Below are 23,523 nucleotides of genomic sequence, written 5' to 3'. Positions count from 1 at the left end.
GAAATGCACCCCGGCGCCGGGGCGTCTCGCAACTGCTACCGCCGGTTCCGCAGCTCATGAGAGTTTGTCCTTGACGGTGGTGGCCTGCTCCTGGGTGTCGTGCAGGAACAGGATGCGCAGGCTGCCGATGAAGACGTAGAACACGTACACCGCCAGCACGAAGCCGGTGATGAAGTAGATCCACCATGCAAGATGCGACTCGGGCCAATACTCGAAGTTGCGCCAGAATGGCCAGGACAATAGAAGGGCTGCCACACAGGCCAGCATCGAAAGCGTCAGATCAGTGATCCGTTGCGTCATGCGATTTTCCCCAAAGGGTTCGAGCCTCGTCGGATAGCACCAGAACCATCGAAACCCTACCCCGAGGGATTCGCGTGCAAGGCGGGCTGAATACTAGGTGTGGCATTTGCGCGCACGCATGATCCAGGTCAAGCGTGCGCGTGTTTTCGACGCGCATGGTCGCGGGGCTTCGGCGCCGGCCATCGCTTGCGCGGGAACGATCGGCGTTGCCGCGCGGGCCACGCGCGGTAGTGGCCGCGGCCAGTCGTCGGCACCGCTGCCGAGCTGCAGGATCTTTCGACGCACGCGCTGTTCCTCGGCCGGACTGACGAGCCCTTCGTCCAGCAACTCCTGCAGAGTCCGCAGCTGGCGCAGCCCACGCTGCGGCATGGTCGACGGTGGGTGGGCAGCGGGCGCGTCGTCGCTGCTGCCGTCGCTGCCGGTGTTGCTGCCGGCAGCGCCACGCGTGCCGTCGTCGCCGTCACCGCGGCGGAACAGTCCAGGCGCAGGTGCAGGTCCTGCTTGAGGTCGTCCAGCGTCAGGCGGTGGCGCAGTGGTTCGCAGCCGGCATGGCGCAGCGTGACCGTGCCGTACCATTCGGCGCGCGCGTCGGCGCGCGCGCCAGGGCGCATCAGTCGATCTTGATCGGCTCGTGCAGCCCGGGCAGCTGGCAGCTGACGCCGCGTGCGGCCAGCATCTCCTGCATCGCCTGCATGCCGCGGCCGTATTCGCCGTGCACCAGGAACACCTTGCGTTGCGGCGCATCGCCCAGCCAGGCCAGCAGCGAGGGTTGGTCGGCGTGCGCGGAGAAGCCGTTGATCGTCCACACCTGCGCGCGCACCGGGATCTCCTCGTTGAACACGCGCACGCTGGCTGCGCCATCGATGATCCGCCGCGCCAGCGTGCCTTCCGCGGCATAGCCGACGAACACCACGCTGCAGCGCTCGCGCCACAGGTTGTGCTTGAGGTGGTGGCGCACGCGGCCGCCGTTGCACATGCCCGAGCCGGCCAGGATGATCGCGCCGCCGTCGACGTTGTTGATCGCCATCGACTCGGCCGTCTCGCGGGTGAAGTGCAGGCCTGGCATGGCGAACGGGTCGCCATGCTGCAACTCGTCGAGGAAGCCGTCGTCGAAGCATTCCGGATGGCGGCGGAAGATCTCGGTGGCGGAAATCGCCATCGGCGAATCGAGGAATACCCGCACGTGCGCGGGGATCGCGCCGTCGCGGATGCCGCGGTGCAGGTAGTAGAGGATTTCCTGGGTGCGTTCCAGCGCGAAGGTGGGAATCACCACGTTGCCGCGCCGGTTCACCGTGTCGCGGATGGCCCGGTACATCTCTTCTACCGAGTCGGGCACCGAGCGGTGCGGGCGGTCGCCGTAGGTGCTTTCCATCACCACGTAATCGGCCGGCGGCGCACTGGTCGGATCGCGCAGCAGCGGGCGGCCCGGGTTGCCCAAGTCGCCGGAGAACAGCATGCGACGGTGCTGCTTGCCGTCGTCCAGTTCCAGCAGGATCGAGGCCGAGCCGAGGATGTGGCCGGCGTCGAGGAAGCGGGCGCTGACGCCGTCGACGACCGGCACGGTCTTGTCGTAGCCGACGTCGGCGCCGAAGAAGTCCAGCGCGTGCAGCGCGTCGTCCAGCGTGTACAGCGGCGGCGCCACCGCCTCGCCGCGGCGGTTGTTGCGTTGCGCGCGGCGCGCGTCTTCCTCCTGCAGGCCGGCGGCATCCAGCATCACCACGCGGGTCAGTTCGCGGGTGGCGGCGGTGGTGAGGATGCGGCCGCGAAAACCCCGTCGCACCAGCAGCGGGATCCGCCCGCAGTGGTCCAGGTGGGCATGGGTGAGCAGCAGCACGTCGATGCCGGCCGGGTCGAAGCCGAACGGCTCGGCGTTGGCGCGCTCGACTTCTTCGCTGCCCTGGAACATGCCGCAGTCGATCAGCACGCGACGGTCGTTGCAGGTGATCAGGTGGCAGGAGCCGGTGACCTGCTTGGCGGCGCCGTGGCAGCTGTAGATGATCATGCGTTCCCCGACGGTATGGGTGAGGGCGGCCCGGGCAGTTTGCGGCGCACTCTGGCAGAGTACCCCGGCAGCCGGATTGATCGTCGTCAATTCGGGGCGCCCAGCGACTGTGCCATGGTGCGTCTTGTGTCGTTGTGCCGCCGTGCACGGCGGCGGCGGGCGTCCGGCACACGCGGGGGTTTGCCATGATCACGGTGCCTTTCCACCACGATTCGCACGTCGTGCGGGGGTTCCTGCAGTTCTCGCGCGCGGCTGCCGCACTGATCTGCGCGGTGGCGCTGGTGGTGCTGGCCGGCTGGTGGTGGAACTGGCCGCGGCTGACCACGGTATGGCCGGGGCAGGCCGCGATGACGGCGAATGCGGCGATCGGCTTCGTGCTTTCCGGCAGTTCGCTGCTGCTCAGCCGGCACGCCTCGCCGCGGTGGTCGGGTCTCGGCCGCTGGCTGTCGCTGCTCGTGCTGGCGATCGGCGAGGCCACCCTGGTGGAATACCTCTGGGCGACCGACCTGGGCATCGACCACCTGTTCGGCGGTCTGCCGGCGCATGCGGCCGGCCCGTGGCCCGGGCGCATGGCCGAACCGGTCGCGGCGGGGTTCGTGCTGCTCGGCGGCCTGGGCCTGCTGCTGCCGGTCCGGCGCTGGCTGTATCTGCGCGAAGGCCTGGCCGTGGGCCTGCTGGCTATCGCCATGAGCGGCCTGGCTTCCTACGGCATCGCACTGGCCGGCAAGGACGACATGCTGTTCGGACGGATGCCGATCCACACCATGCTGTTGTTGCTGCTGGCGACCCTGGGCTGGCTGTCCGCCACACCCACCCTCGGGCTGACCCGGGTGGCCACGGCGGACACGCTGGGTGGCGCGCTGGCGCGCCGACTGCTGCTGCCGGCGTTGCTGCTGCCGGCCGTGTTTGCGTTCGTATTCGAACTGCTGCAGTCCTGGCTGGGCCTGTCCGAAACGCTGGCCTTCGTGTTCATGACCCTGTTCAGCGGCGGCGCGGTGGCCGGGCTGGTGTGGTGGGCGGCGAACCTGTTCGACAAACTGGAGCGCCAGCGCCGCGAGAGCATGCTGCTGCGCAATGACGCCGACACCGACATCCTGACCGGGCTGGCCAACCGGCGCGCGCTCGACGAAGCGCTGGCCGGCCTGCTGCGCAGCCAGCGCGAACACGACCGGATGTTTTCGCTGCTGATGCTCGACCTGGACCGGTTCAAGACCTTCAACGACGAGTTCGGCCACCTCGCCGGCGACCAGGTACTGCGCATCACCGGCCACCTGCTGCGCGCTGCGCTGCGGCCGTCGGACCTGGCCGCGCGCTATGGCGGCGAGGAGTTCGTGCTGCTGTTGCCGGAGACCGACGTGGCCGGGGCCAGCGAGGTGGCGACGCGCATCCTCGACGCATTTCGCACCTTCGAGTGGCCACACCGCCTGGTCACGATCAGCATCGGCGTGGCGCAGTCCGCCAACGGCGATGCTGCCGAGAACCTGATCCGGCGCGCCGACGCCGCGCTGTATGACGCCAAGCATACGGGGCGCGACCAGATCGTGGTGGCCGCGGCGGTGGCGCCTCCGGGGGCCTCTCGCGCGGGAGCCTGAGCAGCGCCTTGCCCCCGGTCCCGCCGCCGGCGTCGCCGGTCGCGGCCGGCCGCTGCGGCTGCGCCGGGCGCGCGCCGCCGCTCAGCGCCTGCGGGGTGACGCGCCGGATCCTTAAGACCCATGTAAGCCGTTCCGGTTGCAATGTCGTCCAAGGCAATCCTGCCGACACCGGAGACGCATCATGAAACACACCCTCGTTGCATCGTTCTTCCTCGCCGCCGCCGCGTTGTCGGCGTCCGCCTTCGCCGCACCGCAATGCACCAATGCGCCGCGTGCGCAGTGGCTCACCGAAGCGGCGATGAAGCAGAAGGTGCTCGACCAAGGCTACACCATCAAGGTGTTCCAGGTCTCGGGCAACTGCTACGAGATCTACGGCAAGGACAAGGCCGGCAAGAACGTCGAGATCTACTTCGACCCCACCGACGGCCGCATCGTCAAGCGGAAGGGCGGCTGATCGATCACCTGAGCGAGGACAAGCCATGAACGCCACGGTCAAGGTATGGGATCCGCTGGTACGCGTGTTTCACTGGTCGCTGGCGGGTTTGTTCCTCGCCAATTTCTTCACCGAGGACGGCGAGCTGGTCCACCGCGGGATCGGCTACGCCGTGCTGGTCCTGCTCGCGGTGCGCTTCGTGTGGGGCTGGGTCGGCACGCGGCATGCACGTTTCGCCGACTGGGTGCCCGGCCCGCACCGCGTGCGCGATTACCTGCGTGCGCGACTGGCCGGGCGCTCGCAACGGCAGTTGGGGCACAACCCGGCGGCGGCGATGATGATCCTGGCCCTGCTCGCCGGCGTGCTGCTGGTGGGCGTCACCGGCTGGCTGCAGACCACCGACGCGTTCTTCGGCACGCCCTGGCTGGAGGAACTGCACGAGCTGCTGGCCTACGGCGTGCTGGGGCTGGTCGTGGTGCACGTGCTGGCGGCAGTGGGCGAGAGCGTGCACTACCGCGAGAACCTGGTTGCCGCGATGGTCCACGGCCGCAAGCGCGCGCTGGGGCAGGATGTCGCAGCCGGCGGAAAAGCACCGCGACTTGCGGCAAGTCAAGTGAGCCGTCCAGTCACGCGACAAGAATGAGGCCATGCGCATCCTGCTAGCCGAAGACGATCGGGCACTGGGGCAGGCGCTGGCCGAAGGCCTGCGCCAGCTCGGCTATGCGGTGGACTGGATCACGGACGGCAACCAGGCCGCCGTCGCGCTGGCCGACACCAGCTACGCCGCCGCCGTGCTGGACTGGAACCTGCCGCGCAGCAGTGGGCCGGCCATCATCGCTGGCATGCGCCGGCGTCGCGACGCCACCCCGGTGCTGCTGCTGACCGCCCGCGACGAGCTTGCCGACCGGGTCGCCGGGCTGGACGCCGGCGCCGACGATTACGTGGTCAAGCCGGTGCACCTGGACGAACTGGCCGCGCGCCTGCGCGCCTTGCTGCGCCGCGCCGATGGCCAGCTCGAACCGGCGATCCGCGTGGGTGGGCTCGAAGTCACCCCGGCCGCCCGCGCCGCCACGCTGGAGGGGGCCGCGCTGGAGCTGACCGCGCGCGAATACCAGCTGCTGGAAACCCTGGTGCGCCATCCCGGGCGGGCCTATTCGCGCGACCAGCTGGAGGAGGCCCTGTACGGCTGGGACCAGGAAGTGGCCAGCAACGCGGTCGAAGTGCACATCCACCACCTGCGCCACAAGCTGGGTCCGGGCTGGATCCGTACCTTGCGCGGCATCGGCTACGCGATCAACCGGCCCGGCGGCCCGGTCGCATGATCCGCCCCTCGCTCAACCGGCGGCTGGTGCTGCGGCTGGTGGCCGGCATCGTGCTGGTGTGGTGCGCCGCCGCCGGCTGGCTGGCCTGGCGCAGCCTGCATGAGGTCGACGAGATCTTCGACCAGATGCTGGTGCGCACCGCCGCCAGCGTGTTCGCGGTGATGCCGGACGACGCGGCCCGCGCCGGCGCGGTGCGCCTGCCGGACAGGAAAATGGTCGGCTCGGACGCCACGGCCCAGCGACCGGCCATCGTGCTGCGCGATGCCCGCGGCGAGCTGCTGGTGGAGAGCGCCGAGCTGCCGATATTGCGCTTCGATCCGGGCGACGCGCATTTCCATTCGATCAGCCACGACGGGCGGCGCTGGCGGGTATTCCAGCGCTGGGATGCGCGGCACCAGTACTGGATCCAGGTTGGCGCTCCGTTGGACGAACGCGACGAACTGATGCGCAAGCTGCTGGCGCCGGCGCTGCTGGCCTTGCTGGCGCTGCTGGTGCTGGTGCCGCCGACGGTATTCGCCGGCCTGCGCAGCGGGCTGAAGCCGCTGCACCGGCTGACCCGCAGCCTGTCCGCCGGCGCCAATCCGGCGGTGGCCTCGCTCACCGACGATCGGGTGCCGGTCGAGTTGGCGCCATTCACCGAGGCGATCGATCAGCTGGTCGATCGCCTCCGGCTCAGCCTGGAGCACGAGCGCCGCTTCACTGCCGACGCGGCGCACGAACTGCGCCATCCGCTGGCGGCGTTGCGGCTGGAACTGGACCTGGCCGGAAGCGGTGACGATGCGGCCGCCCGTGCGCGGCACCTGCAGCGCGCGCAGGACGCGCTCGACCGCATGCAGCGCCTGGTGGCCCAGCTCCTGATGCTGGCGCGGGTCGAGAAACTGGCCGAACTGGACGACGCCGGTCCGCTGCGCCTGGCGAGCGTGGCCGAAGCCGCCCTGCGCGACGTCAGCGAGCGCGCGGCGGCGCGCTCGATCGAGTTGTCGCTGGATCACGACGGCAACGACTTCGTGCTGGGCAGCCGCAGTCTGCTCGGCATCCTGGCGCAGAACCTGCTGGACAACGCGCTGCGCCACGCACCCGAGCGCGGCCAGGTGAACGTGCGCGTCGGTGGCCACGACGGGCGGGTCAGCCTGGAGGTCAGCGACAGCGGGGCCGGCTTTGCGGCGGACGACACGGCGCGGCTGGGCGAGCGCTTCCACCGCCCCGAAGGCAGCGTGGGCGAGGGCAGCGGGCTGGGCCTGTCGATCGCGCAGGCGATCGCCCACCTGCACCACGGCGAGCTGGCCTTCGGCCGCTCCGCGCTGGGCGGTGCGCGGGTCAGCCTCAGCCTGCCACGCGTCGCAGGCGCCGCGCCGCATGTACCCGGTTACGCCTGAGCGGGCGAAACACTCCTCACATCTTCGCGGAGAGACCCATGACCGAAACCACCCGCAAGCTGAGCTTCCAGGTCACCGCCCGTCGAACCGACGCGCACGGCAGCGTCGCCCGCTGCAAGGATGCCGAACTGTGGCTGGACACCGACCTGGCCGGCCGCATGGATGCGTTCAACCCCGCCGAGCTGCTGCTGGCCGCGTTGTCGGCCTGCATGATCAAGGGCATCGAACGGGTCGCGCCGATCCTGAAGTTCCAGCTGCGCGGGGTCGAGGTGCGCGTGCATGGCGTGCGCCAGGACGTGCCGCCGCGGCTGGAATCGATCGACTACGAGATCCTGGTGGACAGCGACGAGAGCGAGCAGCGACTGGCCCTGCTGCACGACAACGTGCGCAAGTACGGCACGGTGTTCAACACGGTGGCGCCGGGCACCCGCCTCGCCGGCGTGCTGCGGCGGTCCGGCTGAAGCGCGGTCGTTGCCGCGCCGGCCCGTCCGTGGCGACCCGTTGCGCAGCAGGCTGGCGTCGCTGCCCCAGTCAGGCCAGCAGCATCGCCAGCATGGCGGCGAGCAGGGTTCGCGGGCCGCTCAGCGTCCGCCGTGGAAGTGCTCGCGGAACGGCTTGCGGAATTGCTGGTGGCAGCCCAGGCACGCGCTCTGCACGTTGGCGAACGCCGTGATCGCGGCGATGCCATCCTGCCGCTGTGCGGCCATGGCCAGCTGTTGCGCGGCGTCGTGGGCTTGCTGGTCGTAGCCGCGGAAGTGGCCGGTGTCCTTGCCCACGAAGGCGAGGATGCGCAGCTTCTCCGCCAGCGGCGGTTGCGGGTGGTCGGCAATGCGCGCCGCCACGGTCGCCACCGCGGGCCAGTCCTCGCGCGCGATGCCGTCGGTGGCGCCCTGCATGTCGTGGCCAAGGTCGCGCATGATCGTCGTCAACGCCATCGGCGCGGTCCGGTCCGGCGCATCGGCCGCGTCGGCCGCCGGCAGCAGGCTGCCGGCGACTATCATCAAGGCGACGGCGGCGACGCGTCGCGGTGTGGAAGTGCGTGGCGTGGGAGGCATGGGCGGTACTCCTGTGGGCTGGGTGTCGATGGGTGTCCGGAGGGTAGGCCGGCTTGGCGCGTTGCGCTGCCGGAAGGCGCGCTCATGCCGGCGGCTCGCCGTCGTAGAACGCATGCATGGCGGCCACGGCCTGTTCGGCGTTCTCGACCACGCTGAGCAGTTCGGCGTCACGGGGGTCGAGCATGCCCTGTTCGATCAGGAACGCCAGGTCGCAGGCGCGGCGCCAGAAGGCGCTGCCGACCAGCACGATCGGCAGGCGCGGCATCTTGCCGGTCTGCACCAGAGTCAGCACTTCGAACAACTCGTCCAGCGTGCCGAAGCCGCCGGGAAAGGCGACGAGTGCCTTCGCACGCATCATGAAGTGCATCTTGCGCACGGCGAAATAATGGAAGCGGAAGGCGAGCTCCGGGGTGATCCAGCTGTTGGGCTGCTGTTCTTGCGGCAGCGTGATGTTGAGCCCGATCGAGCGCGCGCGCGCCTCATAGGCGCCGCGATTGGCCGCTTCCATGATGCCCGGGCCGCCGCCGGTCACCACCACGAAATCGCGCCGACCCTCGCGCTGGAAGCGGCTCGAGACGATTTCCGCGAAGCGGCGGGCTTCCTCGTAGTAGCGGGCGCCGGCCAGCTGGCGCCGTGCGGCGGCGAGTTCGCGCGCCAGCCCCGGCTCGTCCGGATGGACTTGCGCGCGAGCCGCGAGCCGCACCACGTCGGCCTGGGCCTGCTCGGGCGAACAGGTGCGTGAGCTGCCGAGGACCACGACGGTGGAACGGATGGCGTGTGCGTGCAAGGAGATCTCGGGTTTGAGCAATTCGAGTTGCAGGCGCACGCCGCGCAGTTCGTCGCTGGCGAGAAACGCGACGTCTTCCTGCGCCAGCCGGTAGGCCTCGCCGTGCACGATCGCCTCCTGCCGCCGCTTGCTGTCGTCGCTGCCGTTCATGCCGGGACTCCGCTGCCGTGCCAGTGCACCTGCTGGCCCGCCGCAGGGACGGTCACGTTCCAGCCGGGGCGCACACGCAGCCCGCTGGCCAGCGCCTGCGCCGCCATCTCCTCGCCATGCACCACGAAGGTCTGCGCCGGCGGTCGCGCGAAGCCGGCGGTCCAGGCCAGCAACGCGTTCCGGTCGGCGTGCGCGGACAAGCCGTCGACGGTGTGGATCGCGGCGCGCACCGGAATATCCTCGCCGAAGAGCCGCACCTGGTCGGCGCCGTCGGCCAGCCGCCGGCCCAGCGTGCCCTGGGCCTGGAAGCCGGTGATCAGCACGCTGCATTCGGCCCGCCCGAGGTTGTGCCGCAGGTGGTGCCGGATGCGGCCGGCGGTGCACATGCCGCTGGCGGAGATGATGATGGCGCCGGAGCGGATCTGGTTCAGCGCGATGGACTCCTCCACGCTGCCGGTGAAGTTGAGGTAGGGCAGGTCCTTGCCGAGCGCGTGCCAGCCGGCGAGGCGCACGGCGTTCTCGTCGAACAGCTCCAGGTGCTGCCGCGTGATCCGGGTGGCCTCGGCGGCCATCGGCGAATCGACGAAGATGCGCAGGTCGCGCAGCCACCCTTCCCGGCTCAGGTGGTGCAGGTGGTACAGCACCTCCTGGGTGCGGCCCACCGCGAAGGCCGGCACGATCACGTTGCCGCGGGGCAGGGTGCGTTCGACCACGTCGATCAGCTCCTCCTGCGTCGCGGCAAGGTCCTTGTGCAGGCGGTTGCCGTAGGTCGATTCGACGAACAGGATGTCCGCCTCGGCGATCGGCGTCGGGTCGCGCAGAATCACCCGGCCCGGTTGCCCGAGATCGCCGCTGAACACCAGCTTGGTGGTCCGCTCGCCTTCGCTGACCCAGACCTCGAGGATCGCCGAACCCAGGATGTGGCCGGCATCGCGGAAGCGGCAGCGGACATCCGCGTGTGGCCGCAACTCACGCCCGTAGCCGTGGGGCTGCACTTGGCGCAGGCAGGCGTCGGCGTCGCGCAGGGTGTACAGCGGTGCGGCGATGGCCTGCGCGTCGCGCGCGCCGCGGGCGCCACGCTGCGCGCGCAGCGCCTGCATTTCCTGGATGTGGGCGCTGTCCGGCAGCATCACCTGCAGCAGGTCGGCGGTGGCGGCGGTGGCATGGATCGTGCCGCGGAAGCCGGCGCGCGTCAGCTTGGGCAGCAGGCCGCTGTGGTCGATGTGCGCATGCGTCAGCAGGACGAAATCGATCGTCGACGGATCGAACCCGAACGCTTGCCGGTTGCGCTGGGCGGCTTCGCGTCCGCCCTGGAACATGCCGCAGTCGACCAGGAACCTCGTCGTGGTCGTCTCGATCAGGAAGCAGGAGCCGGTGACTTCGCGGGCGGCGCCGAGAAAGGTGATCTGCATGGAGGCGGTTCTCCGGATTCGTTCAGTCGCGCCGGCGGCAAGGCTGCCCGGTGGTAGCCGGCGATCGGGCGGTCAGGGTGGTGTGGCTTGGGTGGATGCCTGGTCGGGTGATCCCCGGTCGGCGGCTGGGTTGGCTGTCAGCGGCTGCCAGCCCGGGTCGTCGAAATAGCGCGGGTACAGTTCGAGCGAGTCGAGCAGTTGCGGCAGTCCGTCGGCGGCGAGCACGCGGCCGAGCAGGAGGCGCAGGTTGACGTCCATGCCGCCGCCGCGGGGAGGATGATCGACGATGGCGGCCACGCTGTCTTCGATCGATGCGGTGGCGGCGCGGGATTGCCGTGCCGACAGCGAACCCTCGGCCTGCGCCTGCTGCATCCACAGTGCGACGGCGCGGATGCGCCGCATGCCTTCGCGCAACGCGGGATCGGCGGGCCATCGCTGGCCGTGGTCGAGCTGGAGCTGGCGTGGGGCGACGGCATCCGGGGGACGTGCGTCGGCGGCCATGGCCTGCGCGAAGGACAGCGACCCGCCGACCAGTGCCGTGATCACCAAGGGCACGCGCAGGATCCATCGCAAGTAGCCGTCCGTCCGGCACGCGCCGTCGCGGCGCCGGCAGTGCCTGCGCAGGCGTTGCGGTTGCCTGTCACCCATGGGGTGGCTGCTCCTGCCGTGCCGGCGACCGCGCCCCGACCTTTTCCTGGCCGCGGGTATCGGCATCGCCAGCGTCGGCATCCCAGCCGCCGCCCAGCGCTTTGAACAGCGCTACCAGGTCGATCGCCGCGGCGGTATGCGTGCGTGCGTAACCGTCTTCGGCGTCGCGCAGCACGCGCTCTTCGGCCAGCAGGTCGGTCAGCGCGATGTCGCCGGCGGCGTAGCGTGCCTGCGCGTGGGCGTAGCTGCGCCGCGCGGCGTCGAGGGCGGTCCGCTGCAGCCGTACCGCCTCCACGCCCAGCCGGTAGTCGCCCAGCGCGCGCTCCGCGTCGCCCAGCGCGGTCAGCACGGCCTTCTCGTAGGCGAGCGCGGCCTGCTGCTCGCGTGCCTCGCTGGCGCGAATTTCCGCGCGCACGCGGCCGCCGTCGAACACGCGCCAGGAGATCAGCGGCATGAGCGAGAAGCGCTGGCTGGCGGAGTCGAACAGCTGGCTCGCATCGAGCGCCTGGAAGCCGCCGCTGGCGCCGATCGACAGCTTCGGGAACAGCTCCGCCGTCGCCACGCCGATGTCGGCAGTGCGTGCGGCCAGGCGTCGCTCGGCTGCGCGCACATCCGGCCGGCGGCGCAGGATGTCGGCGCGCTGGCCCACCGGGATCGGCGCCAGCGTGATCGGTGCAGCGGCGGTGTCGAGCAGGGCCAGCTCGCGCTCGGGCGGCGCGCCCAGCAACACGCCCAGGCCCAGCGCCGCGGCACGCGCGCGCGCCTGGATGGCAGGCAGGCCGGCCGAGGCGGCGTCCAGCCGCGCCTGCGCGGCATCGACATCGGCCTGCGCCGCGTCGCCCGCACGGAAGCGTTGGCCGACCAGGTCCGCCGTCTGCGCGAGCGCCTGCACCGAAGCTTCGCGCGCGGCCAGCTCGCGTTGCGCGCCGCGCAGGCTGAGGTAGCTGCGCGCCACTTCGGCGGCGATGCTGATGCGCACGCCGGCGGCATCGTCCTGCGCGGCCTGCAGGCGCGCCTCGGCGCCTTCCACCGCGCGCCGGGTGGCGCCGAACAGGTCGATTTCCCAAGCCGCGTCGAAGCCGGCGTCGTGGATGGTCTGGTCCCGTGCCAGTCCGGGGATGGCGCCGATCGGCAGCGGACCGTTCTTGCTCTGCCGGCGCCGGGTCACGCTGGCACCGGCGCCCACGGTTGGCGCATGGCCGCCGGCGGTGCGATCGCGCAGGGCACGCTCCTCGGCGATGCGCGCCTGCGCCTGGCGCAGGTCGAGGTTGTCCGCCAACGCCGTGGCGACCAGCCGCTCCAGCGTCGGATCGCCCAGCGTGGTCCACCAGGTGGGCAGGCTGGCCGGCGCCGGCGCGGCGGTGTCCGGCTGCGTCCAGCCATGGCCGGTGTCGACCTTCGGTGGCCCGCGGTAGTCGGGGCCGGCGGCGCAGGCGCCGAGCAACAGCGTGCCCAGCGCGACGGCCGCCACGCGGGGCGCTCGGCAGCGGCGATTGGATGAGCAGGTCATGGCAACTCCTTCAGGCATGGCTTGGGTGGCGGTCACTGCAGGCGGCTGCGCACCAGCAGCGTGGCCAGGGTCAGCGTCACCAGCGCGATCACGGCCAGTGGCCAGAGGTTGGCGAGGATGTCCAGCGCCGGCATCGTCTTCAGGAACGTGCCTTCGACGATGACCAGGAAGTGGGTGAGCGGAATCGCCTGCGCCAGCCATTGCAGCGCCACCGGCATGTTTTCCACCGGTGTGGCGAAGCCGGACATCAGTACCGCCGGCACGCCGATCGCGAAGGCGCCGAGGATAGCCTGCTGCTGCGTCGCGCTGACCGCGGAAATCATCAGACCGATGCCGACCACCGACAGGATGAACAGCACCAGGCTCGCCAGCAGCAGGCCGAACGAACCGGTAAAGGGGATGCCGAACAGGAACACGCCGGCGCTGATCATGAACAGGCCGAGCAAGGTGCCGATCGCCAGCGCCGGCAGCGATTTGGAGATGATGATTTCCGGCGTCGAGGTGGGCGACACCAGCAACTGGTCGAAGGTGCCCAGCTCGCGTTCGCGCGCGATCGACAGCGAGGTGATCAGGAGCGCGCTGAACAGCGCCAGGATACCGGTCAGGCCCGGCACGATGAACCAGCGGTAGACCAGGTTCGGGTTGAACCAGTGGCGCACGACGACCGGGTTCGGCGTCTGCGTGCCCGGCACGACCGCGGCGCCGACCTCGGCGGCTATGGTCGAGAGATAGGCCACGGTGATCTGGCCGGAGTTGCTGCGCCGGCCATCGACCAGCACCTGCGCGCGGCCGCTGCCGCCGGCGGCGATCGTGCGCGAGAAATCCGCCGGGATGGCCAGTGCGGCGATGACCTGGCCGCGGTCGATCAGTTCGTGCAGCTGCCGCTGGCTGTCCACGGGCCGGACGTGGGTGATGAAGCGGGCGCTGTCCATCCGCTGCACCAGCTCGTGCGACCAGCGGCCGGCGTCCTGGTTGTAGACGGCGATATCGACGTTGCGCACTTCCAGCGTGGCGGCGAAGGCAAACACCAGCAGCTGCAGGATCGGCGGCACGAACACCACCATGCGGCTGCGCGGGTCGCGCAGGATGCTCAGGATTTCCTTGACGAACTGCGCGCGCAGGCGGGTGAAGCTGAGCAGGGAACCGGACACGGCGCTACTCCAGGTTCTTGCGCGTGGCGCGCTTGGCCAGCCCGAAGAACACCACGCCGATCGCCGCCATCGCCAGCAGGTTGGGCACGAACACCGCCCAGATGTCGCCGGCCAGGAACACCGTCTTCAGCGATTCGACGAAATAGCGCGCCGGGATCAGATGGGTCACGGCGCGGATCGGCGCCGGCATGGCGTCGATCTCGTACAAAAAGCCCGACAGCATGAAGGCCGGCAGGAAGCCGGTGAACAGTGCGATCTGTGCCGCCAGGAACTGGTTGCGCGCCAGCGACGAGATCAGCAGGCCCTGGCCCAGCGCCGGCACCATGAACACTGCCGACAACAGCAGCAAGGCCGCCAGCGAGCCGTGCAGCGGCACGCCGAACACGAACACCGCCAGTGCCGCGGCACCCAGCGTGGACAGCATGCCGAGCACGAAGTAAGGCAAGAGCTTGCCGATCAGGATCTCGGCCACGGAGGCGGGCGTGGACAGCACCGCCTCCATGGTGCCGCGCTCCCATTCGCGCGCCACCACCAGTGCGGTGAGCATGGTGCCGATGATGGTCATGACGATGGCGATGGCGCCGGGGATCAGCGCGCGACGGCTCTCCAGCTCGGGGTTGAACCAGTAGCGCGGCTCCAGCATCACGGCCTGCTGCGGCGCGGCGGCGCCGCGGCCGGCGCGCCAGGACTGCACCACGCCGCGGGCGTAGTTCTCCACATAGTTGGCGGTGTTGGGGTAGGAGCCATCGGTGATGATCTGCACCAGCGGCTCGCTGCCGCGCCGGGCCAAGCGCTGCTCGAAATCCTGCGGGATCACCACGTAGCCGCGCAGCGCGCCGGAGACCAGCTGGTCGGCCACTTCGCGCCGGTCGTGCGCGAAGTGCACGTCGAGGAAGCGGGTGCCCGAAAAGGCCGCTGCCAGGGACTGTGCCGAAGCGCCCGGCGATTCCAGCACCACGCCTACGCGCACGTTCTTGGCGTCCAGCGACACCGCATAGGCGAACAGCAGCAGCAGCACCACCGGCAGCACGAACGCGATCAGCAGCGTCGAGGGGTCGCGCAGGGCCTGATGGCTTTCCTTGACCACCAGGGCCATCAGCCGCCGCCGGTCGAAACGCCGCGAGCCGGTCGGCAGCGCGCCATCGCCCTGCTTGCGTGCGGCGGCGTTCATGCGGCAGCCTCGATGTCGCGGTCGGCGGATTGCACCAGATGGATGAAGGCATCCTCCATGGTCGGGTCCGGCCGCTGCGGGGTGATCGCCATGCGCTTGAGCGCGTCGGGCGTGTCCAGCGCGATCAGGCGCGCACGCGAGAGCATGGCCACCCGGTCGCAGTATTCGGCCTCGTCCATGAAGTGGGTGGTGACCATGATGGTCACGCCCTTGCGCGCCAGCCCGTTGATGTGGGTCCAGAACTCGCGCCGGGTGATCGGGTCCACGCCCGAGGTGGGCTCGTCCAGGAACAGCACGGGCGGGCGGTGCATCAGCGAACAGGCCAGCGCCAGGCGCTGCTTGTGCCCGAGCGGCAGCGAGTCGGGCGTGGCGGACAGCCAGCCGCCGAGGTCGAAGGTGGCGATCATCTCCTCGATGCGCTCGCGTCGCGTGGCGCCTTCCAGCTGGTACACGCCGGCGGAGAACTCCAGGTTCTGCCGCACCGAGAGCAGGCCGTACAGTGAGAACTTCTGCGCCATGTAGCCCAGGCGACTCTTGGCCGCGCCGGTGGCGCGGCGCAGGTCCAGGCCCACCACGTGCGCCTCGCCCGTCGTGGGTTTAAGCAGGCCGCACAGCATCTTGAAGGTGGTGGACTTGCCTGCGCCGTTGGGGCCGAGCAGGCCGAAGATTTCGCCCTTGTGCACCTCGAAACTGACGCTGTCGGTGGCGGTGAAGGGGCCGAAGCGCTTGGTCAGGTTGCGGCAGGAGACGGCGATGTCCGAGCCCAGTTCGACCGGCGGCAGGTGCTCGGCCAGGGCCGAGGTGCCGCCGGGGCCGCCGCCGAGCAGATCGATGAAGGCGTCCTCGAAGCGTGCCGGTACCGGCGCCAGCTCTACCCGCGCCTGGTCGGCCAGTGACTGGATCTGCTCGGTGTCGGCGCCCTCGCGCAGCACCACGCGCACGCCGGCGCCCTGGATCACGCCATCGCTCACGCTGGGCAGGTCGAGCGCTTGGGTCAGCACCGCCCGGCGCTCGGCGCCGACGTTCTCGAGGCGGAAACTGCGGCCTTCGAGCTGCGCAGTGAGTGTCTGCGGCGGGCCATCGAACAGCAGCTTGCCCTGATTGAGCAGCAGCACGCTCTCGCAGCGCTCGGCCTCATCGAGGTAGGCGGTGGACCAGACCACCGCCATGCCTTCGTCGGTCAGCGCCTGCACCATGCGCCACAGGTCCTGCCGGCTGACCGGGTCGACGCCCACGCCGGGCTCGTCCAGCAGCAGCACCTTGGGCCGCGCCATCAACGCGCAGGCCAGGCCGAGCTTCTGCTTCATGCCGCCGGAGAGCTTGCCGGCGAGGCGCTTGGTGAAGGGCCCGAGCCGGGTGAACTCGAGCAGCTCGGCGAACAGGTCGGCGTGGCGGTCCGCATCCATGCCGCGCAGCCGCGCGTACAGGCGCATGTTCTCCATCACCGACAGGTCTTCGTACAGGCCGAAGCGCTGCGGCATGTAGCCGCTGGCGACGTGAATGGCATCGTTGTCCTTCACCACGTCGAAGCCGGCCAGGCTGACGCTGCCGGCGTCGGGAACCAGCAGCCCGGTCATGATCCGCATCAGCGTGGTCTTGCCGGCGCCGTCGGGGCCGACCAGGCCGGTGAGGCGGCCGTAGCGGATCGTGGCGCTGAGCTTGCGCAGCGCGCGGATCGCGCCGAAGCGCTTGTCGACGCGCTCGATCATCACGGCGGCATCGCCCTGCTGGTGCGGCGTGGCGCTGGCCGGCTGCGGGCTCATCTCAACGCCCTCGCGCGGGTTGGCCGGCCGCGCCGGCGGTGTCGATATCGATCGTCACCGGCATGCCCTGGCGCAGGCCCTCGTCGGCGTCGGACACCACCACGCGCAGGCGGTAGACCAGATCGGTGCGCAGGTCGGCGGTCTCCACCGTCTTCGGGGTGAATTCCGCACGCGGCGAGATGAAGCCGATCTGGCCGTGATAGACGGTCGTGGAGGAATCGGTGTGGATGCGTACCTTGGTGCCCGGCGCAATGCGGCCCAGATCCGCCTCGCCGATGTACGCGCGCAGGTACAGCGGATCGCGCAGGCTCAGGCTGTAGACCGGCGTGCTGCTCGCCACCATGCTGCCCGGCTCGCGCACGCGGGCGATCACGACGCCGTTGCTGGGCGCAACCAGCGTGGCATCGGCCACCGCGGTGCGCGCCTGGGTCACGGCGGCTTCGGCGGCGGCCACGCGCGCCTGGCCGGCGGCAATGTCCTCGCGACGGAAGCCCGCGCTGGCCAGCGACAGCGAGGCCTGCGCCGCGGCCAGGTTGGCGGCGGACTGGTCGCGCGCGGCGCGGGCGGCGTCGGCGGCGCGCTGGCTGCTGGCGCCGGACTTGAGCAAGGTGTCCTGGCGCCTGAAGTTGCGCGCGGCCTCGTCCGCGCTGGCTTGCGCCTGGCGGACCTGCTCGCGGGCCTGGGCGATTTCCTGCGGGCGGTTGCCGCTGTGCAGCTTGTCCAGCTGCGCCTGCGCCGCCGCCAGCTCGGCTTCGGCCGCGGCCAGCTTCTCGCGGTACGGCGTGGCGTCGAGCTGCGCCATCACCGCGCCCTTGGTGACGGCGTCGCCTTCGTCGAAGGCTATGTTCGTCAGGCGGCCGGGCTGGCGAAAGGCCAGCTCCACCTCGCGGATGTCGACGTTGCCGTACAGGCGCAGCACGTCCGGGTTGCCGCGGTCGCGCAACAGCCAGAACACCAGGAGGCCGCCCAGCGCGATCACCGCGATGGCGATGGCGATCCAGCGGGTTTTTCCAGTGGGAAGGCTCGGGGTTTTCATCGCGACGGGTTTTCCACGTGAGGAGAGGTGTTCAGCGCGTGTGCGCCACCGGCACTGCGTTCGCCGACGAACGCCGGGCCAGGACCGCGATGCCGAGCCACACCAGCGTGCGCAGGGTCATGGCGACCGGCGTGCGATGCGCCCACGCACCGCCCAAGGCCACATGCAAGCCGAAGGCGAGGAAGACCAGCGCCGTTGCGAGCGCGATGGCGAGCGCCAGCCACGCCGCCCAGCGACGGCGCAGCCACAGTCCGACGCCGGCGACGACGTAGGCGAACCCGGCCAGAAAATTGAACCAGAGCACGAACGGCACGTAATGGCCGGCGGCCTGGCGCGCGGCGCCGTCCACGAACAGGACTGCGCCGCCTTCCCTGAGGGTCAGCAGGCCGAAGCCGATGGCAATCAGCGACATCAGCCGGATCCAGACGCGGTGTTGCGGGTGAGCCGTCATCTTCATGTCCTCGACCGGCGGGCGGCGCGCGCGATGCCGCGGCGGTAGATCGCGAACGCACCCGCCGCTTCCTTGCGCATGTGGCGGGTGTCGCCGGCCAGCAGCGCCTGCATCACCAAGCCCTGGATGCTGCCGATGAACAGCGTGGCCGCTGCGGCCGGGTCCAGCTGCGGGTCCAGTTCGCCGGCGGCCTGGCCTTCCTCGATCAACGTGCGCAGGCGCTCGCCGTAGCGGCGGATCATGGTCTGCACCATCCGCTTGGTGGCCGTGTCCTCGGCCCGCTGCAGCTCGCCGAACAGCATGCGCGGTACGCCCGGGTGTTCGGCGACGAAGGCGATGTGCGCCATGAACATCGCCTCCAGCGCGGCCAGCGGGCCCGCGGCGTCGCGCGCGGCGCGCTCCACCCGCGCCAGCAGGTGGTCGGCGACCCATTCCATCACCGCCTGCCAGATCGCGTCCTTGTTCGGGAAGTGGCGGAACAGCGCGCCCTGGGTCAGCTTCATCGAGGTGGCGATCGCCGCGGTGGTGATCTCGCTGGGGTTCTGTTCGGCGGCCAGCTTGACGACCGCCTCGACGGTGACCGCGCGGCGCTCGTCCGCCGGCAGGTGTTTGCGTGGGATGTTCGTGGCCATGGCTCGTTTCAGTGAGTAATTAGTTACTATCTTACGCAAACTGGAGCGGTTGTCAACGGGAGTGACGTGGCTTTCAGTGGGCAGGTTGTGCCGGCTCGCGCCGCCGCAGGGAGCGGCATGCTCGTGCTCCGCGGCGAACCGGGCGGCCCGGACAGGGCGGCGCTGGCGCGCGGGAGCCCGCACCCTCGGCGGTGCGACGTGGCCGTCTCAGCGCGCCGCGGCCTTTCGCGCCACGCCGGGTGCCGCGCGGCGCAGCAGTTCCAGCCAGACGACGGCGGCGGCCAGCATGCCGGCGGTGGCGAGCAGGGCGAGTGCGCCCGGCACCGCCAAGCCCATCACGCCGCGCAGGAACGGCAGCCCGACCACGGCCGCCAGCATCAGCGCCACCGCGCCGAACATCCGCGGCAGCCAGGGGTTGCGCGCCGGCATGCGACTGAAGGCGGGGCGGGACAGGTCACGATTGGCCAGGGTCAGCAGGAACAGTCCGGCGACCAGCGCAATGAACACCGCGCTGCGGCTTTGCGCCGCGTCCAGGCCCTGACCGAGCAGCAGACCGTAGCCGAGCAGCAGCAGGCCGGCAAAGCCGAGCCCCTGGATCACCGCGTAGCGCAGGTTGGCGGCGGCGAACGGCGAGTCCGACGGCACACGCGGCGGCCGCTGCATGATGTCGTCCGCGGCCGGGTCGGCCTCGTAGACCACGGAGCAGGCCGGGTCGATCAACAGCTCCAGCAGCACGATGTGCACCGGCATCAGCAGCACCGGCCAGTGCAGCAGGGTCGGCACCAGCGCCAGCGCGATGATCGGCATGTGCACGGCGAACACGAAGCGGGTGGCCTTGGTGATGTTGTCGTAGATGCGCCGGCCCTGGCGGATCGCGCTGACGATGCTGGCGAAGCTGTCGTCCAGCAGCACCAGCGCCGCCGCCTCGCGCGCCACGTCGGTGCCGCGCTCGCCCATCGCGATGCCGACGTCGGCGGCCTTCAGCGCGGGCGCGTCGTTGACGCCGTCGCCGGTCATCGCCACCACCTCGCCGTCTGCGCGCAGCAGTTGCACCAGACGCAGTTTCTGTTCGGGCTGGAGCCGCGCGCACAGGTCGACGTGGCGCAGGCGCTCGCCCAGCGCGGCGTCGTCCAGCATGGCCAACTCCGCGCCGGTGATCACCTCGGCGCGTTCGCTCAGCCCCACCTCGCGCGCGATGGCACGCGCGGTGGCCGGGTGGTCGCCGGTCATCATGATGACGCGCACGCCGGCACCGCGGCATTCGGCGATCGCCGCCGGCACTTCCGGGCGCGGCGGGTCGACGAAGCCCAGCAGGCCGAGGAAGCGGAAGTCGAAGTCGTGCTGGCCGCGCGGCCAAGCGGCACCCTGCCACTCGCCGCGCGCCACGCCGAGCACGCGCAGGCCGCGCTCGGCCATTGCCTCGACCCGCTGCAGGATCGCGGCGGCCTGCCCGGCGTCCAGGTGGCACAGGTCGATCACCGCCTCCGGCGCGCCCTTGGTGGCCAGCAGGTGCGCGTCGCGCGCGTCGCCGCGGAACACCCGGGTCATTGCCAGGATGTCCGGCGACAGCGCGTATTCGAATTCCGGCGCCCACTCGGCGTGCACGTGTTCGGTGTCGGTGAGCCAACCCAGCCCGAACTGCTGGATCGCCTTTTCCATCGGGTCGAACGGATCGGCCGGCGTCGCCAGCATGGCGAACTCGACCAGCTCGTGGAACGGCTCGGGCAGCTCGTCGGCGCCGGCGTCGCGGAAGGTGTCGCCGACCAGGTCCAGTTCGGCCACCTGCATGCGGTTCTGCGTCAGCGTGCCGGTCTTGTCCACCGCCAGCACCGAGATCGCGCCCAGCGTTTCCACCGCGGGTCAGCACCTTGTGCCGGGATATCCGCCACGCGCCGAGTGCGAGGAACACGGTGAGGATCACCGGGATCTCCTCGGGCAGGATCGCCATGGTCAGCGCGATGCCGGCCAGCACGCTCTGCAGCAGGCCGTGGCCGTCCCACAGCCAGCCGAGCAGCGCATACGCCGTGGCCAGCAGCAGTCCGCCGGTGGCGAGCTGGCGGATCAGCCGGCGCGAAGCCAGCTGCAGGCCGGAGACGGGTTCGACGGTGGTGCTGAGCGCCTGCCCGATGCGGCCGACCGCGGTGAATCCGGCGACGGCATGGGCCTCGGCGACGCCGACACCCTTGGTCACCACGGTGCTGGCGAACAGCTGGCCGGCCTCCGCACCCGGCAGTTTGGTCACCGGCACCGCCTCGCCGGTGAGCAGCGACTCGTTGACGTCCAGGTGACCGTCCAGCAGCAGCGCATCGGCGGCGATGCGGTCGCCCTCGTGCAAGACCAGCAGGTCGCCGACCACCACATCGCGACCGGGCACGCGGATTTCCTCGCCGCCGCGGAGCACCAGCGCACGCGGCGCGGACAGCTCACGCAATGACTCCAGCGCCCGCTGGGTCTTGCGTTCCTGCATCAGCGTGATGCCGATGACCACGAATACGGCCGACAGCAGGAACGCCGCTTCGGCCCGGTCGCCCAGTGCCAGGTACAGACCGCCGGCGACCAGCAGCATCAGGAACATCGGTTCGGTCAGCACGCCGCGGACGATCCCGAACAGGCTCTTCGGCGTGCTGCCCGGCAGCAGGTTGGGGCCATGTTCGGCCAGCCGCCGCGCGGCCTCGGCCGGATCGAGGCCGGGACGGCCGGCCAGTCGGGGGGGTGCTTCGCTCATGCGTCGACTCGCTGACCGCCCCCGCCGGTATCGCTGCTCAGCGGCACACCAGCACCGGCAAATCGCCGTTGAGGATCACCTTGTGCGTCTCGCTGCCCAGCAGCAGGCGGTCGAAGCCGCGCCAGCCGTGCGAGGCCATCACGATCAGGTCGCACTGTTGTTTGCGGGCGACGCCGACGATGGCCGAATAGGGGCGGGCGTCGATCTCGTAACTGCCCTCGCACGGAACCCCGGCAGCCTGCGCACGCTGGCGCACGTCGGCCAGGTAGCGTTCGCCGTTGGCGATGGCTTCGCGGGTATAGCTCGGCTCGTTGGCCACGACGAACTCGGCGAAGTAGACCGAGGCAGGGAAGGGGGCGATGACGTGGAACGCATACACGCGGGCGCCGAGCTTGGCGGCCAGCTCGATGCCGGTGTCGACCGCCCGCATGGACAGCTCGGAACCGTCGGTGGGCAGCAGGATGTGTTTGAACATGGTGAACTCCTCTTGCTCGGGAAGATCAGCGGCAGGTATACCCGCCATCGATGACCAGCTCGCTGCCGGTCACGAATTTCGATTCGTCGGAAGCCAGGTAGACCACGCCCCAGGCGATGTCGTCCGGCTCACCCATGTGGCCCAGCGGATGCAGTGCGCCGGTTTCGCGCCGATGCTGTGCGGGGTCGCCGCCCATCGAGGCGATGTGCTGCTCCACCATCGGCGTCCAGATGAAGCCGGGGTGGATCGAATTGACCCGTATGCGATCGGCGGCGTACAGCATCGCGTCGGTCTTGCTCATCAGCCGCACCGCACCCTTGGACGCATGGTAGGGCGGCGAGTCGGCCGCGCCAACCAGGCCGTAGATCGACGACAGGTTGACGATGCTGCCGCCGCCGGCTGCGCGCAACGGCGCGATCGCGTGCTTGGTGCAGAAGAATACGCCCTTCACGTTGATCGCCTGTACCCGGTCCCATTCGGCCTCGCTGAGCTCGTGGGTGGGCTTGTTCGCGCCGGCGATGCCCGCGTTGTTGACCAGGACGTCCAGCCGTCCAAACGCGGCTACGGTGGCGGCGACCGCCGCGGCTACCTCGGCTTCCACCGAGACGTCGGCATGGAAGTAGCGTGCGGCGTCGCCGAACTCCGCCGCCAGCTGTTGCCCCGGCCCGTCGTGCAGGTCGACCAGGGCCACTCGCGCGCCCGCTTCCAGCAGGCGGCGCACGCAGGCCGCACCGATGCCCATGGCTGCGCCGGTCACCAGCGCCACCTTGCCGCTCAGTCTGTCCATGGGCATGCCTGCTCGGGGAGTCGGAGCACAGCATGTGCGCAGCGGCGCGCCCGGGTGTTGATCGGAGTCAAGGGAATGCCATGCCGTCATGCGGATGGCGCCGCCATGGCTCAGTTCAGCTGGGCACAGCTGGCGACCTGGGCGGTATTGGCGGGCGCGCCGCGGATACGACCGGCGTTGGAAACCGCCACGGCCAGGGCGTCGGCTGCGCGGGACGGCTGGCAGAACAGCAGGGTGATATTGCTGCCGCTGGCGCTGCCGTCGGGGCGGAAGCGCACGACATGCCGGCCGCTGCTGCTGCGAATGAGCAGCTTGCCCCCGTAGCCGCTGCCGACGCGCAAGGGGCTGCCGTCGGGCTGGTCGTCGCCGTCGCCGTCACGACCGAGCAGCCAGCCACTCTCCCAGCTGGTGGTATCGCTGCAGCGGCTGCCGTCCCGGGTGGGACACAGCAGCGTGCGTTTGCCGCTCATCACTGCCGTCTCGCGGGCGTGCCGCAGGACGGCGATGAAATCGGTCTGGGCGACCCGCAGCGTGTTGCGGCTCAGCAGTTGCCGCAAGGGCGGCGCGGCGATGCCGATGAGCACCGCGATGATGGCCAGCACCATGATCTGCTCGATCAGGGTCACTCCGCGTTGCCGGCGCAGCGGCCTGGGATTCCTTGACATCGACACGGCATCGCCTCCTGCATGGTCCCGGAGAGGCATGCTAGGGCGCGGCCTTCGTCCGGGCAGCCGTCCGCCCGCCA

At 70.4% G+C, this 23,523-nt stretch carries 24 protein-coding genes and 1 pseudogene; 6 read left to right on the top strand and 19 right to left on the bottom strand.

What is annotated here, in order from left to right; genetic code table 11:
- Positions 1-54 precede the first annotated feature (54 nt).
- The 3 genes from RHOOR87_RS0105060 to RHOOR87_RS0105050 form a co-directional block, all read right to left on the bottom strand.
- Complete coding sequence (locus RHOOR87_RS0105060; RefSeq protein ID WP_027484418.1) at positions 55-300, bottom strand: hypothetical protein; 246 nt, start codon at positions 298-300, stop codon at positions 55-57.
- 93 nt (positions 301-393) lie between these two features.
- The gene (locus tag RHOOR87_RS0105055; RefSeq protein WP_027484417.1) at positions 394-669 is read right to left on the bottom strand and encodes a hypothetical protein; all 276 of its coding nucleotides are present in this window, start codon (positions 667-669) and stop codon (positions 394-396) included.
- 241 nt (positions 670-910) lie between these two features.
- On the bottom strand, positions 911-2,302 hold the full coding sequence (locus tag RHOOR87_RS0105050) for an MBL fold metallo-hydrolase (RefSeq protein ID WP_027484416.1): 1,392 nt from the start codon (positions 2,300-2,302) through the stop codon (positions 911-913).
- A gap of 185 nt (positions 2,303-2,487) precedes the next feature.
- Here RHOOR87_RS0105050 and RHOOR87_RS0105045 point away from each other — a divergent pair, with 185 nt between their 5' ends.
- From RHOOR87_RS0105045 to RHOOR87_RS0105020, 6 genes are all read left to right on the top strand, one after another.
- Positions 2,488-3,894, top strand: a complete 1,407-nt coding sequence (locus tag RHOOR87_RS0105045; RefSeq protein WP_027484415.1) for a GGDEF domain-containing protein — start codon at positions 2,488-2,490, stop codon at positions 3,892-3,894.
- A gap of 181 nt (positions 3,895-4,075) precedes the next feature.
- On the top strand, positions 4,076-4,348 hold the full coding sequence (locus RHOOR87_RS0105040; RefSeq protein WP_007507599.1) for a PepSY domain-containing protein: 273 nt from the start codon (positions 4,076-4,078) through the stop codon (positions 4,346-4,348).
- 25 nt (positions 4,349-4,373) lie between these two features.
- Positions 4,374-4,970: a cytochrome b/b6 domain-containing protein gene (locus tag RHOOR87_RS0105035; RefSeq protein WP_027484414.1), complete on the top strand. Its 597-nt coding sequence runs from the start codon at positions 4,374-4,376 to the stop codon at positions 4,968-4,970.
- A gap of 4 nt (positions 4,971-4,974) precedes the next feature.
- Positions 4,975-5,649, top strand: coding sequence for a response regulator transcription factor (locus tag RHOOR87_RS0105030; RefSeq protein WP_027484413.1), 675 nt, complete (start codon positions 4,975-4,977; stop codon positions 5,647-5,649).
- Positions 5,646-7,025: an ATP-binding protein gene (locus tag RHOOR87_RS0105025; RefSeq protein ID WP_027484412.1), complete on the top strand. Its 1,380-nt coding sequence runs from the start codon at positions 5,646-5,648 to the stop codon at positions 7,023-7,025. Before RHOOR87_RS0105030 ends, RHOOR87_RS0105025 begins: the two co-directional genes overlap by 4 nt.
- A 38-nt stretch (positions 7,026-7,063) precedes the next feature.
- Complete coding sequence (locus RHOOR87_RS0105020; protein WP_027484411.1) at positions 7,064-7,486, top strand: OsmC family protein; 423 nt, start codon at positions 7,064-7,066, stop codon at positions 7,484-7,486.
- A 120-nt stretch (positions 7,487-7,606) separates the two neighbouring features.
- On the opposite strand, the gene RHOOR87_RS0105015 is transcribed toward RHOOR87_RS0105020, so the two are convergent.
- The 16 genes and pseudogenes from RHOOR87_RS0105015 to RHOOR87_RS0104945 form a co-directional block, all read right to left on the bottom strand.
- Positions 7,607-8,080, bottom strand: a complete 474-nt coding sequence (locus tag RHOOR87_RS0105015; RefSeq protein ID WP_027484410.1) for a cytochrome c — start codon at positions 8,078-8,080, stop codon at positions 7,607-7,609.
- A gap of 82 nt (positions 8,081-8,162) precedes the next feature.
- A complete protein-coding gene (locus tag RHOOR87_RS0105010) occupies positions 8,163-9,017 on the bottom strand; it encodes a TIGR00730 family Rossman fold protein (RefSeq protein ID WP_027484409.1) in 855 nt (284 codons plus the stop codon).
- Positions 9,014-10,429 (bottom strand): MBL fold metallo-hydrolase, encoded by a 1,416-nt coding sequence (locus tag RHOOR87_RS0105005; RefSeq protein WP_027484408.1) that lies wholly within the window; start codon positions 10,427-10,429, stop codon positions 9,014-9,016. The genes RHOOR87_RS0105010 and RHOOR87_RS0105005 overlap by 4 nt, the downstream gene beginning before the upstream one ends.
- A 72-nt stretch (positions 10,430-10,501) precedes the next feature.
- A complete protein-coding gene (locus tag RHOOR87_RS0105000; RefSeq protein ID WP_231378399.1) occupies positions 10,502-10,984 on the bottom strand; it encodes a hypothetical protein in 483 nt (160 codons plus the stop codon).
- Positions 10,985-11,069: 85 nt separating this feature from the next.
- Complete coding sequence (locus tag RHOOR87_RS0104995; protein WP_015448344.1) at positions 11,070-12,587, bottom strand: efflux transporter outer membrane subunit; 1,518 nt, start codon at positions 12,585-12,587, stop codon at positions 11,070-11,072.
- Between the two features lie 32 nt (positions 12,588-12,619).
- Positions 12,620-13,738, bottom strand: coding sequence for an ABC transporter permease (locus RHOOR87_RS0104990; protein ID WP_015448343.1), 1,119 nt, complete (start codon positions 13,736-13,738; stop codon positions 12,620-12,622).
- A 4-nt stretch (positions 13,739-13,742) separates the two neighbouring features.
- Entirely contained in the window at positions 13,743-14,909 is a 1,167-nt protein-coding gene (locus tag RHOOR87_RS0104985) for an ABC transporter permease (RefSeq protein ID WP_027484407.1), read from the bottom strand.
- Positions 14,906-16,672: an ATP-binding cassette domain-containing protein gene (locus RHOOR87_RS0104980; protein WP_027484406.1), complete on the bottom strand. Its 1,767-nt coding sequence runs from the start codon at positions 16,670-16,672 to the stop codon at positions 14,906-14,908. The genes RHOOR87_RS0104985 and RHOOR87_RS0104980 overlap by 4 nt, the downstream gene beginning before the upstream one ends.
- Position 16,673: 1 nt before the next feature.
- Positions 16,674-17,708 (bottom strand): secretion protein HlyD, encoded by a 1,035-nt coding sequence (hlyD, locus tag RHOOR87_RS0104975; RefSeq protein ID WP_015448340.1) that lies wholly within the window; start codon positions 17,706-17,708, stop codon positions 16,674-16,676.
- Between the two features lie 31 nt (positions 17,709-17,739).
- A complete protein-coding gene (locus tag RHOOR87_RS0104970) occupies positions 17,740-18,159 on the bottom strand; it encodes a hypothetical protein (RefSeq protein ID WP_015448339.1) in 420 nt (139 codons plus the stop codon).
- A gap of 2 nt (positions 18,160-18,161) precedes the next feature.
- A complete protein-coding gene (locus tag RHOOR87_RS0104965) occupies positions 18,162-18,791 on the bottom strand; it encodes a TetR family transcriptional regulator (protein ID WP_015448338.1) in 630 nt (209 codons plus the stop codon).
- A 207-nt stretch (positions 18,792-18,998) separates the two neighbouring features.
- Entirely contained in the window at positions 18,999-20,645 is a 1,647-nt protein-coding gene (locus RHOOR87_RS18995) for a cation-translocating P-type ATPase (RefSeq protein ID WP_231381727.1), read from the bottom strand.
- A gap of 76 nt (positions 20,646-20,721) precedes the next feature.
- Positions 20,722-21,516 (bottom strand): annotated as a pseudogene (locus tag RHOOR87_RS20700) (HAD-IC family P-type ATPase); the annotation flags it as partial.
- A gap of 37 nt (positions 21,517-21,553) precedes the next feature.
- On the bottom strand, positions 21,554-21,991 hold the full coding sequence (locus RHOOR87_RS0104955; protein ID WP_007507635.1) for a universal stress protein: 438 nt from the start codon (positions 21,989-21,991) through the stop codon (positions 21,554-21,556).
- 25 nt (positions 21,992-22,016) lie between these two features.
- Entirely contained in the window at positions 22,017-22,778 is a 762-nt protein-coding gene (locus RHOOR87_RS0104950; RefSeq protein WP_007507639.1) for a glucose 1-dehydrogenase, read from the bottom strand.
- Between the two features lie 110 nt (positions 22,779-22,888).
- The gene (locus tag RHOOR87_RS0104945) at positions 22,889-23,443 is read right to left on the bottom strand and encodes a GspH/FimT family pseudopilin (protein ID WP_081602825.1); all 555 of its coding nucleotides are present in this window, start codon (positions 23,441-23,443) and stop codon (positions 22,889-22,891) included.
- Positions 23,444-23,523 lie beyond the last annotated feature (80 nt).

The sequence above is a fragment of the Rhodanobacter sp. OR87 genome, assembly GCF_000473345.1.
Classification (GTDB): domain Bacteria; phylum Pseudomonadota; class Gammaproteobacteria; order Xanthomonadales; family Rhodanobacteraceae; genus Rhodanobacter; species Rhodanobacter denitrificans.
Note: the sequence above shows the minus strand (reverse complement) of the source record. Positions and strands in the feature narration are given on the sequence as shown.

Excerpts from the sequence above, each read along its gene's own strand:
- RHOOR87_RS0105060 (WP_027484418.1), bottom strand. The coding sequence starts at position 300 with ATGACGCAACGGATCACTGATCTGACGCTTTCGATGCTGGCCTGTGTG.
- RHOOR87_RS0105055 (WP_027484417.1), bottom strand. The coding sequence starts at position 669 with ATGCCGCAGCGTGGGCTGCGCCAGCTGCGGACTCTGCAGGAGTTGCTG.
- RHOOR87_RS0105050 (WP_027484416.1), bottom strand. The coding sequence starts at position 2,302 with ATGATCATCTACAGCTGCCACGGCGCCGCCAAGCAGGTCACCGGCTCC.
- RHOOR87_RS0105045 (WP_027484415.1), top strand. The coding sequence starts at position 2,488 with ATGATCACGGTGCCTTTCCACCACGATTCGCACGTCGTGCGGGGGTTC.
- RHOOR87_RS0105040 (WP_007507599.1), top strand. The coding sequence starts at position 4,076 with ATGAAACACACCCTCGTTGCATCGTTCTTCCTCGCCGCCGCCGCGTTG.
- RHOOR87_RS0105035 (WP_027484414.1), top strand. The coding sequence starts at position 4,374 with ATGAACGCCACGGTCAAGGTATGGGATCCGCTGGTACGCGTGTTTCAC.
- RHOOR87_RS0105030 (WP_027484413.1), top strand. The coding sequence starts at position 4,975 with ATGCGCATCCTGCTAGCCGAAGACGATCGGGCACTGGGGCAGGCGCTG.
- RHOOR87_RS0105025 (WP_027484412.1), top strand. The coding sequence starts at position 5,646 with ATGATCCGCCCCTCGCTCAACCGGCGGCTGGTGCTGCGGCTGGTGGCC.
- RHOOR87_RS0105020 (WP_027484411.1), top strand. The coding sequence starts at position 7,064 with ATGACCGAAACCACCCGCAAGCTGAGCTTCCAGGTCACCGCCCGTCGA.
- RHOOR87_RS0105015 (WP_027484410.1), bottom strand. The coding sequence starts at position 8,080 with ATGCCTCCCACGCCACGCACTTCCACACCGCGACGCGTCGCCGCCGTC.
- RHOOR87_RS0105010 (WP_027484409.1), bottom strand. The coding sequence starts at position 9,017 with ATGAACGGCAGCGACGACAGCAAGCGGCGGCAGGAGGCGATCGTGCAC.
- RHOOR87_RS0105005 (WP_027484408.1), bottom strand. The coding sequence starts at position 10,429 with ATGCAGATCACCTTTCTCGGCGCCGCCCGCGAAGTCACCGGCTCCTGC.
- RHOOR87_RS0104995 (WP_015448344.1), bottom strand. The coding sequence starts at position 12,587 with ATGACCTGCTCATCCAATCGCCGCTGCCGAGCGCCCCGCGTGGCGGCC.
- RHOOR87_RS0104985 (WP_027484407.1), bottom strand. The coding sequence starts at position 14,909 with ATGAACGCCGCCGCACGCAAGCAGGGCGATGGCGCGCTGCCGACCGGC.
- RHOOR87_RS0104980 (WP_027484406.1), bottom strand. The coding sequence starts at position 16,672 with ATGAGCCCGCAGCCGGCCAGCGCCACGCCGCACCAGCAGGGCGATGCC.
- hlyD (WP_015448340.1), bottom strand. The coding sequence starts at position 17,708 with ATGAAAACCCCGAGCCTTCCCACTGGAAAAACCCGCTGGATCGCCATC.
- RHOOR87_RS0104970 (WP_015448339.1), bottom strand. The coding sequence starts at position 18,159 with ATGACGGCTCACCCGCAACACCGCGTCTGGATCCGGCTGATGTCGCTG.
- RHOOR87_RS0104965 (WP_015448338.1), bottom strand. The coding sequence starts at position 18,791 with ATGGCCACGAACATCCCACGCAAACACCTGCCGGCGGACGAGCGCCGC.
- RHOOR87_RS0104955 (WP_007507635.1), bottom strand. The coding sequence starts at position 21,991 with ATGTTCAAACACATCCTGCTGCCCACCGACGGTTCCGAGCTGTCCATG.
- RHOOR87_RS0104950 (WP_007507639.1), bottom strand. The coding sequence starts at position 22,778 with ATGGACAGACTGAGCGGCAAGGTGGCGCTGGTGACCGGCGCAGCCATG.
- RHOOR87_RS0104945 (WP_081602825.1), bottom strand. The coding sequence starts at position 23,443 with ATGTCAAGGAATCCCAGGCCGCTGCGCCGGCAACGCGGAGTGACCCTG.